The following is a 9,016-nucleotide window of genomic DNA, read 5'->3' as shown; positions in this document are numbered from 1 at the left end:
CTGTTGGAGAGAGCGCCATCCAAATGGTCTCCGAGGGAGAACTCAAAGGGCCGCTTATTGGCGAGGCCTGCACCGGGTGCGGCGTCTGCGAATACCATTGCCCGACATATCCTGCAGCTGTTCAGGTATTCGAGCGTGCCGGCGAACAATTACCACAGTCCCCTGGTGATGAATGATCTTGAGGGGCGGGCCATCCTGCTCTGGGACGGGGAATGCGCTTTTTGTAAAAACTGCATTGAATGGCTGTTGCGTTTGGATAAAAGGGGCCTGATTCTCCCAGTGCCCTACCAAGAAGTTCCCATCCCCCCGATGAGCAAAGCACTACGGGAGCAATGCCAGCGCGCCATTCAACTCATTTCGCCGGGCCAGAGCCCGGTTTCGGCTGGGCAAGCCTTTCTCGAAATTTTATCGCTGCTTGGATGGAAAAAAAGCGCCGCTGTTATGTCAGCGGCGCCTTTTGTGTATGCGGTGGAAATTCTTTACTGGCTTATCGCCCGAAACAGGTGGCTTATCGGCCGTCTTGTTAAAAACCGCTAGACTGGGGGCCCCTGCTACATTACCCGATGGGCCAACTTTCGGCTTAGTTCGACAAACGAACGCCGACGACCGAGTTGATGTCCAATCCCTCGCCTGAGTCCGCGAAATCCGTGGTGGAAACCGCGCCCTGCGTAATCTGAAGCGTTGTTGTGTCGGTGCTGCCGTCTTCAACGAAACTGGAGATATCCACCTTCACAAAATCGGCTATTTGAATGTTGTAGGTACCCGTCGTTGGGTCCAGCCCGGAAATTATGGGGACATACGCCTCGTTTCTTCCATCGCTCAGCCGGTTCGTCATCCCGCTACGCCAACCGTTTCGATTGCCGGGCAGTGCCCGCGCCTCCTGTCCGAGGGAAACTGAATCCGAATAACCGTCCTCAACAGCAGAGCGAAAAGCGGCGTTGCTGTTGTTGTTGTCAAACGTGATGCCCACGAGGAAAACCTCACCATCAGAGATGGTATTGCCGCACGAGCTTCCCGTCGCCCCATCTTTGAAAAAATTCCCACAATAACGTTGAAGAGAATAATTCTGCCCCACGCTCAACACACCGGCGCAGCCTGTATCGTTGTTGCAGTAGATTGCCAGGGGAACTAGCGAATTAGCACCGACACCAGAAACACTGGCAAGTGTTGCCGTGGCACTAGCGCTCACGGATGTCGAATCGATACCCACAAGCGGCGCGAAATAAAACGACACGTCGTGCTCAACCGAAACCGATATTGAGGTCGAGGTGGGAAACGAAACAGCGGGCACCGCATTGGCAAGATAGACAGCCGTATCGAGATTCGCGTTGGCAAATGTCGTGGCGGCGGTCGTAGCGTCGGCCTGCGAGCCACCATCTGCCAGAATCGCAGCGCCTGCACGTGCTCCGGCGTCCACAGCTGTCTGAATCGATGTTTTGGCCACATAGGCATGGCCCACATCTACCGCCAGTGCGGCAGCGCCGCCGATAACGGGAAGCGCAAGCGCCGCGACGATAAGTGCCTGCCCATTCGTCTCCTTGAATATTTTGCGAACACTTGCCAAAAAAGTCCTGCAAGATGTTTTATTAAAAATCACAAAATTACCCTCCATTATTTTTGTAATTATCCTATCACCACTTATTCGTGCCGCATCGTCGCCGTCTGGGCAAGTGCAAAAGTGCCCTCCCAGCCGGGTATCAGCGTTCCCGTCAAAGCCTCGAAATCACAAGAAACCGTCACCGCCGTACTGTCGCCCGCGCTGGCGGCAGAACCAACATTCACGCCAATCGTCGTACAACCTGCTTGCCCCGCTGCAGTGAGGAAAGTCTCCACCGTCGTCGTCACCAGGGCGTCGGTGCTATCTGGGAGTATTCCCTGCCGCGCGCCCTCGCGTGCAGCATTTGTCACCACCTGTAGCACGCTATAGGCACGCGCCATGTCTAGCACACCCATCACCAAGACAATCAGAATGGGCGCAAGAAGCGCGAATTCGACAACCGCCTGGCCACGTTCCCCGCGCCATCTGTGAATCATCGAAATTACTCTATCCATCTTCGTCTTTTGCCTGGTCATGACTTTTTCAAAGTCCTTCTATAGTGAATCACCTGGCTGTCTCCAAAGGGCATGCATTTTGGCTACCCCTCTTACACCTATTAATCTACACCTTTTCAAATAACTAAGTGTAATAAAGTAGGTGATTTGAACCACATATTAACTGTGAGCAAGACTACAATTAAATTAGGCTTTGTTTGTTTGAATTCAAGTAGACATGTGGCTATTTCTAGCCGACAAAAAGTACAAGAAAAACGCCAAACACTTGAAGTATCTTAACTAAACAAATCAACCACCGAATCGACCAGATCGACAACGGCAGTCCCCAGAAGGCCCAGTGCCGCCACGACCACAATAGAAACCAGCGATAGGATTAATACGTACTCTACGAGGGATTGTCCCTGCTCGGAGCCAAATCGACCGGCACCCGAAAAGCGTGACAATGCCGCCCAGGCGGCAGAAATCGAAAACAAATTCTCCTTTTCGGACAGTGGCTGCATTTCCACCTCCTCAAAGGGGGGAATTAAGAAAACTCTTCGTTAAGAATCTCGTGAATAAATCTTTGAATCGCCAACGGATAGAAACGTACATTGGGAGTGCTGATAACCGCAGTGTCCGTGATCTCTTTACTCATTAATTCTTCCATGACCTTTTCGATTAAAAGATCCGGGCTCCACTCGTGCTGCGTCACCTTAAGATGCTCGGATTCAACCTTATAGTTACCCGACACCCTTTTGGGAAAAGCGAACACCCGGCCAACAAGATTCGAATCCATCATCTCGGTGTCCTCAAACATATCGCCAAATGTCTTTTCCATATCGGCGGGGGTCCAGACGAGCTTTGGGCTAACAAATAGCCTTCCCGATATCTGGACCGAGCCGGCGCCATCTTTCATCTCGGGCCCCAAAACGCGATACCCCAAGTCGTGATACCCCGAAACAATTCCCACAAACGGTTTTTTGAGGACGCGCATTTTCTCCAGTATTTTTTTCTGCTCCTCAATATCCTGATAATCGTCACGCTGCTCAAAGTCATCAAACACGATATTTAGTCTCTCCAGGTCAAAAAAATCCGATACAAACCAACCACAACACCCCGCTTATACGATCAAAACTCTCCCGACACTTTACTCAGACCCCACTGAAAATATTTCACGTATCCCCCCCGCGGGAGCGGGAGACTAAAAATCACACGAAAAACAACGTTTTACAACCTCTGCGCTAATCTATTTATCGGTGAAAAATAGACAACGCAAACTTCCAGGGCCTAATCTGTTGCAAAATCACTAATACAGGACTATATTGTCCTTAATTAAGATTTCGCCTTTCCCTCAGCGAGCAGCCCAAGAGGAAATTACAATGTATCTATTTGATAATTGTCCATTTATCGAAAAATCCCCGGAGGGAAGCATTCTCTGCTTCGATACCGAATATGTAAACCTCACCAAGCGGCATTCGAACACCATCCAAGAGTTTTGCAACAAGGATTTTCGCCCCTGCCCTTATTATCAAATTAACGGCATTCGCGGACAATTCCCCCCAGTTAGGATGTTCGGGAGAAAAGCGATTCGATGACTTTTCCGGCCGAAACCCCGACAATGAATACCTTGGTGTCTCGAAAACCAGATTTCCTCAAAATCGACTTTGATCGCTCCCCGTTTATCGTAATCTGGGAGGTGACGCAGGCCTGCTCCCTCGCCTGCCTGCACTGCCGGGCCGAGGCTTGCCCAGGCCGCAACATCGGCGAGTTGACTACCGAGGAGGCCTTCGCCCTTCTCGATGAAACTCGCCGATTCGGGCCCGTCCTGTTCGTCATCACGGGCGGCGATCCGCTTGAGCGGCCCGACATCTTCGAAATCATCCGGCACGGCGCTGAAATTGGTCTTCGCATGACAATGACCCCGGCTGGCACCGAAAAAATGACGCGCGCCATCATCAAACGCATGAAAGACTCAGGCCTCGTCCGGCTCGCCGTCAGCCTCGATGGCCACGATAAGGAGAGCCACGATAAATTTCGGGGCGTCGAGGGAAGCTTCGAGTGGACGATGAATTCTATTCGATTCGCTCACGAAATCGGCCTTGAGGTTCAGGTAAACACCACCGTCACCCACTTCAACAAGGACAGGGTGCGCGATATCGCCGCAATTCTCGCAGAGGAGAGCATCACCCTTTGGAGCGTGTTCTTCCTCGTACCCGTGGGGAGAGGCGGACGCCATCTCATGATCTCGCCCAAGGGGCACGAAGAAGTTTTTCACGAACTATACGATTTGAGCCGCGAGATGCCCTTTGACATCAAGACCACCGCCGCCCAGCACTACCGACGGGTAATGATGCAGCGCACAGCGATGGATCGCATCGAGGGAGTTCACCAGAACGGCAGCGCCCCTCTTGCCTCAGCCCCGGGCTTCAATGCGACAGGCGGACAAGGTGGTAGCGCCCACACCACTGCCGGGCGCGCCTCCAAAGGCGTGAACGACGGAAGGGGTTTTGTGTTTGTCAGCCACCTCGGCGAGGTCATGCCAAGCGGATTTTTGCCTGTCTCGGCTGGCAACGTGAAAAACGCCTCACTCGTGGACATCTACCGCAACCATGAAATGTTCCGTGCCTTAAGGCGCCCCGAGGGCTACGAGAATAAATGCGGCTACTGCGACTACAACGATGTGTGCGGCGGCTCGCGGTCAAGGGCCTGGGCCATTACGGGAAACTTTCTCGCCAGCGAATCCTACTGCACCTACCGGCCACAACGACCGGGCTCGGATAAAACAGCTTCGAACACCTACCGGAGCGACCATGCGACAGCCAGCTCCCTTAGCCGCGCCGAGGTCAACGCGGCCCTCATGAAGCCGGAATAATCCACAGGGCGCTGATTTATTCTTGGAAAAAATTAATTCGATAAAGAGGCGATACGGTCAAGCAGGAGCGTTGCGGCCTCTCCCGCGCCCGCAGCGCAGTCAGGGATACCCACTCCGCGATAGGCGCTGCCCGCTACGGCGAGGCCGGGCAGCTTTTTCATTTCGTCCTCAATAGCGCTTACACGCTCGATATGGCCGAGGCGGTACTGGGCCATTGCCCCCGGATAGCGCGTAAGAACAGCCGCCTCGGGCGCCCCTCGAATACCAAGAAGCGGCCCAAGTTCTGCCATCACGCGCTCAATCATTTCATCGTCCGATAAATCAAAGGCCATTTTCCCCTGCGCCCCGCCCACGAAGGCGCGCAGGAGCACCTTGCCATCGGGCGCCCGTCCCTCGAACTTCGAACTAGAAAAAGAGCAGGCCAGGAGAATTCGGCTCTCAATTTCAGGAACAACAAAACCCATCCCATCGAGGGGATGCGCCACCTGCCCGCGATCAAACGCGAGGTTCAGGGTCACAACCGAGCCGGCGGGAATCTCACTCAAACGATCCGCCAACCCCCGAGACAGGTCCTTCACCAACTTTTGTGTAGAGCCAGCCGGCAGCGCAAGACACACAGCATCAGCCTCAATCTCTCCCTCGTCCTCGAAGCCGACTCGCCAGCGCTCGCCCTCTGGGCGCAGAGAGGTGGCCCGCGCATTTGATCGAAGAGATTCAGCGGGAATGCGCTCAAGCAGGGCATCTACCATCGATTCCATCCCTGTATCCAGGGTCAGGAAAAGCCCGTAGCGCGGGCCGCTGGTCGAGCTTTTTTGACTGCTCGCCGCCATGCCGCGCATCCGCTTTCTCAAGGCCCGAATGACGCTGCCGTGCGTGCGCTCCATTTCTAGAAACTGGGGCATCGTCGCCTCAAGGCTCAATTCTTCTGGATCAGCTGAATAGATTCCGGCAATCATGGGCTGCGCCATTCGCTCAAGGGCTTGCTGGCCGAAGCGGCGGCGCACAAAACTCGCCAGTGTTTCATCGCCTGTTTCTTTTCTGGCGGGAATGAAAAAATCCATCGCCATCCGGAGCTTGCCGAGCGGGCTGAAAATCGGGGTGGTGATGAAGGGGAGCATCGAGGAGGGCGCGAGGAGATAGAACCCCTCGGGCACAGGTACAAGCCGCCCATTTCTCAGAATAAAACTACGCCGATGAGCAGATTTAGTACCCGCAAGATTGCCTTCGAGTCCCAACTCGCGGCACAGAGCAAGGCCCTCGGGTTTGGTTGAGAGAAAACAGTCGGGCCCCCGCTCCATGACAAAACCCGCCTCGCGAGCCGTCTGGATGGAGCCGCCAAAACGCCCCCCGGCCTCGGCCAGGGTAATCTCAAGAGAAATCCCCCGCTCCCGCGCCCCCTCCCGTAACCGATGGGCGGCGACAAGACCGGTAATTCCGCCGCCGAGGACAACCGCGCGTCGCAGAGGTTTTGATGCAGACACCTGATTCAAGCGCCCTCTCCCGCCATCTGGGCTATGACAATCTCAGAGAGCATCGAAATAAACTTGGGGTGTGAGCCGACGGTACCCGCGCGGAAGAATCCCATTCCGTGCGCCTCGGCCGCCTCTTTGGCCTCAACGTCGAGGTCGAAAAGAACTTCCACGTGATCACAGATAAATCCCACGGGGGCCACGATGACATCCTTCGCGCCTCGGTCCGCCGCCTCACTCACCATGTCGAGAACATCGGGCTCAAGCCATGTACCGGGCGGAACATTCGGACTGCTCTGATACCCAAAACTAAAACCGTCCCTTCCGAGCACCTCGGTAGCTCTTTCGGCTGTCCCAACAAATTGCGCCTCATAGGGCGAAACCTTTGCCATGGGCACCGGAATCGAGTGCGCCGAAAATATCAGATGCGCCTCGCGGTACCGCTCCTTGCCCATAAGCGCTTCGAGTTCCTTGATGCGCCCCGCCGTGGCACCAACAAACCCCGGATGATCGAACCAGGGGGTCTCGATGAAATCCACCTCGGGCGCCTCGCCGTCCAGGGCCTCCCTCGCCGCTGCCACCTCGCTGCGATAGGCCTCAAAGCTCACCTTGGCGCGATGCGGCGCAAGCGCAATGGCTAGCGTTCGCCGCAGCCCCCGGCGGTGCATCTCGGCAAGGGCTTCCTTCACGAACGGGGTCCAGAATCGATAGCCCACATAAACGGGTACCTGATGGCCCAAACGTTCAAGCTCCATTTCAAGAGCGCCAGCTTGTTTTTGCGAGAAAAAACTAAATGGGGAGACGCCGCCGAAATGTTTGTAGTGCTCGGACACTTCTTGAATGCGCTCATCGCCGCCAGCACGATCACCCACCACATTTTTAACAAAGCAAAACGCCTCGCCCGGGCAATCTTCATATTTTCGGCAGCAACCTTTCGTTGGCCCGCCGAAACCGATGAGGAGAACCGAATCGTAGCCAGCTGGCATCAGGCGTCCACCTTCCACTCATGAACAAAATCAATAAGAAATTTCACGTTGTCCACGGAGGTCATGGGCAACACACCATGCCCGAGGTTGAAAATGTGGCCAGGGCGCCCGCCCGCCTGGCGGAGAATTTCCCCTGCGCGCTTGCTAAGCGTCTCTCGGTCTCCCAGGAGCGTGCAGGGGTCGAGATTTCCCTGGACAGACACATTACCGAGACGGTCCCACGTTTCACCAAGGTTGACGCGCCAGTCGAGCCCGATGACGTCTCCACCCGCTTTTTTCTGCTCATCGAGAAGCGTCGCCGTTCCCGTGCCGAAATGAATCACGGGCACATCGCCCGAGATGCTGTCCAGCAATAGGCGCACATGCGGAAAAACAAATTCACGGTAATCCTCGGGGCTCAGGCAACCCACCCAACTATCGAAAATCTGGATGACTTGGGCGCCCGCCTCGATTTGTTTTTTCACATACTTTACGAGCGAGCGGGAAACCAGGTTCATCAGTGCGTGCCATGCGCCCGAATCGGTGTACATCAATGTTTTCGTTTCGGCGTAATTGCGCGAACCGCCCCCCTCGATCATGTATGAGGCAAGCGTAAAGGGGGCGCCGCAAAAACCGATGAGCGGCGTTTCGGGTTTAAGAGAGGCACGCGTTTTTCGAATCGCTTCATAGACAAACGATAGGGCCTCGGGCGGCGCCTCACACAGACGATCAACATCGGCCCCGGAGCGAATAGGATTGCCCAAGATAGGCCCCTCGCCCTTGCCGTACGTAAGATCCATGCCCATCGGAACAAGTATGAGAAGTATGTCCGAAAATATAATCGCCGCATCGGCGCCAATTCGCTCCACCGCCGTGACCGTCACCTCGGCGGCAAGATCGGAGTTGGCACACAGGTCCATGAAAGGTGTGCGCTCGCGCACCTCACGGTACTCCTGCATATAGCGCCCGGCCTGGCGCATGAGCCATATGGGGGTGTAATCAGTCTTCTCGCCACGACAAGCTTTGAGGAAAGGGGATTGATCTTCGCTCATAGAATGTAAAACTCCATGCCTATTGAATAAAAAAAGCCATCAATACCAATATCCAGCTACCCACGAAAGAAAAGCTACCACCCTTTACCACGATCTAAAAGCGAAAAACCCCCAGCCCCGAAGGGCTGGGGGTTACGGTGAGCTGTTTAAATTCGCCTGGGCGAAGGAAACCAGGCAGCTCCCCAGTTTCCCTGCCTAAACGGCAGTCACCTCATCGCTACAGTCAATTTTCATAAATTCGACCACCTCCTTTCTGATGTACTTTAAATTATCGGCCATCCCGTATTGATCGTCAACATAATTCGTCTATTTTCAGCGAATTCAGCATTTTTTTGCCTGGTGCAACACGGGGGTGTGCAGGGGCGGCGAGGCATGATATATAACGCTCGCTCGTTTATATAGAGGACATTTACCGGGTATAATTTTAAAAATAATCCGGGCTCAAGGGCCTGGCTAGCGATACGGCGCCATAGCCAAGTGGTAAGGCAGAGGACTGCAAATCCTTTATCCCCAGTTCGAATCTGGGTGGCGCCTCCAACGATTTACAAAGGGATTCCTTCGGGGATCCCTTTTTTTATTGGTTGCGTGAACAACTTAGATGAATCGGTGGAACAGGGCTCATAGTCT

At 54.5% G+C, this 9,016-nt stretch carries 10 protein-coding genes and 1 tRNA gene; 4 read left to right on the top strand and 7 right to left on the bottom strand.

The genetic code is table 11. The features are described 5' to 3' along the window. Positions 1-23: 23 nt before the first annotated feature. Both HOJ95_03580 and HOJ95_03575 read left to right on the top strand, forming a co-directional pair. Positions 24-176, top strand: coding sequence for a 4Fe-4S binding protein (locus tag HOJ95_03580; protein ID MBT6393762.1), 153 nt, complete (start codon positions 24-26; stop codon positions 174-176). Next, the gene (locus HOJ95_03575; protein MBT6393761.1) at positions 136-537 is read left to right on the top strand and encodes a DUF393 domain-containing protein; all 402 of its coding nucleotides are present in this window, start codon (positions 136-138) and stop codon (positions 535-537) included. The genes HOJ95_03580 and HOJ95_03575 overlap by 41 nt, the downstream gene beginning before the upstream one ends. Before the next feature lie 43 nt (positions 538-580). Here the strand turns inward: HOJ95_03575 and HOJ95_03570 are convergent, their stop codons facing one another. The 4 genes from HOJ95_03570 to HOJ95_03555 all read right to left on the bottom strand — a co-directional run bounded on the left by HOJ95_03570 (position 581) and on the right by HOJ95_03555 (position 3,094). Further along, positions 581-1,564, bottom strand: coding sequence for a Tad domain-containing protein (locus tag HOJ95_03570; protein MBT6393760.1), 984 nt, complete (start codon positions 1,562-1,564; stop codon positions 581-583). A gap of 74 nt (positions 1,565-1,638) precedes the next feature. After that, positions 1,639-2,073 carry a pilus assembly protein gene (locus HOJ95_03565; GenBank protein MBT6393759.1) on the bottom strand — a complete coding sequence of 145 codons (435 nt, stop codon included), beginning with the start codon at positions 2,071-2,073 and terminating at the stop codon, positions 1,639-1,641. A 254-nt stretch (positions 2,074-2,327) separates the two neighbouring features. Continuing rightward, positions 2,328-2,495, bottom strand: coding sequence for a Flp family type IVb pilin (locus tag HOJ95_03560; GenBank protein MBT6393758.1), 168 nt, complete (start codon positions 2,493-2,495; stop codon positions 2,328-2,330). 80 nt (positions 2,496-2,575) lie between these two features. Continuing rightward, on the bottom strand, positions 2,576-3,094 hold the full coding sequence (locus tag HOJ95_03555; GenBank protein MBT6393757.1) for a hypothetical protein: 519 nt from the start codon (positions 3,092-3,094) through the stop codon (positions 2,576-2,578). Positions 3,095-3,649: 555 nt separating this feature from the next. Between HOJ95_03555 and HOJ95_03550 the strand changes: the two genes are divergently transcribed. After that, positions 3,650-4,903 carry a TIGR04053 family radical SAM/SPASM domain-containing protein gene (locus HOJ95_03550; GenBank protein ID MBT6393756.1) on the top strand — a complete coding sequence of 418 codons (1,254 nt, stop codon included), beginning with the start codon at positions 3,650-3,652 and terminating at the stop codon, positions 4,901-4,903. A gap of 32 nt (positions 4,904-4,935) precedes the next feature. Here the strand turns inward: HOJ95_03550 and hemG are convergent, their stop codons facing one another. From hemG to hemE, 3 genes are read right to left on the bottom strand one after another with little or no spacing between them, the layout of a single operon-like run. Then, on the bottom strand, positions 4,936-6,393 hold the full coding sequence (gene hemG, locus HOJ95_03545; GenBank protein ID MBT6393755.1) for a protoporphyrinogen oxidase: 1,458 nt from the start codon (positions 6,391-6,393) through the stop codon (positions 4,936-4,938). Beyond that, on the bottom strand, positions 6,390-7,358 hold the full coding sequence (gene hemH, locus HOJ95_03540) for a ferrochelatase (GenBank protein MBT6393754.1): 969 nt from the start codon (positions 7,356-7,358) through the stop codon (positions 6,390-6,392). The genes hemG and hemH overlap by 4 nt, the downstream gene beginning before the upstream one ends. Next, positions 7,358-8,389 (bottom strand): uroporphyrinogen decarboxylase, encoded by a 1,032-nt coding sequence (gene hemE, locus HOJ95_03535; GenBank protein ID MBT6393753.1) that lies wholly within the window; start codon positions 8,387-8,389, stop codon positions 7,358-7,360. The genes hemH and hemE overlap by 1 nt, the downstream gene beginning before the upstream one ends. A gap of 463 nt (positions 8,390-8,852) precedes the next feature. Here hemE and HOJ95_03530 point away from each other — a divergent pair. Then, positions 8,853-8,926 (top strand) — tRNA-Cys (locus HOJ95_03530). The last annotated feature ends 90 nt before the right edge of the window (positions 8,927-9,016 follow it).

It is taken from the genome of Nitrospinaceae bacterium (assembly GCA_018669005.1).
In the GTDB taxonomy this organism is placed as follows: Bacteria; UBA8248; UBA8248; order UBA8248; family UBA8248; genus UBA8248.
The sequence above is the reverse complement of the archived record's forward strand: the minus strand, read 5'-3'. Positions and strand labels throughout refer to the sequence as shown.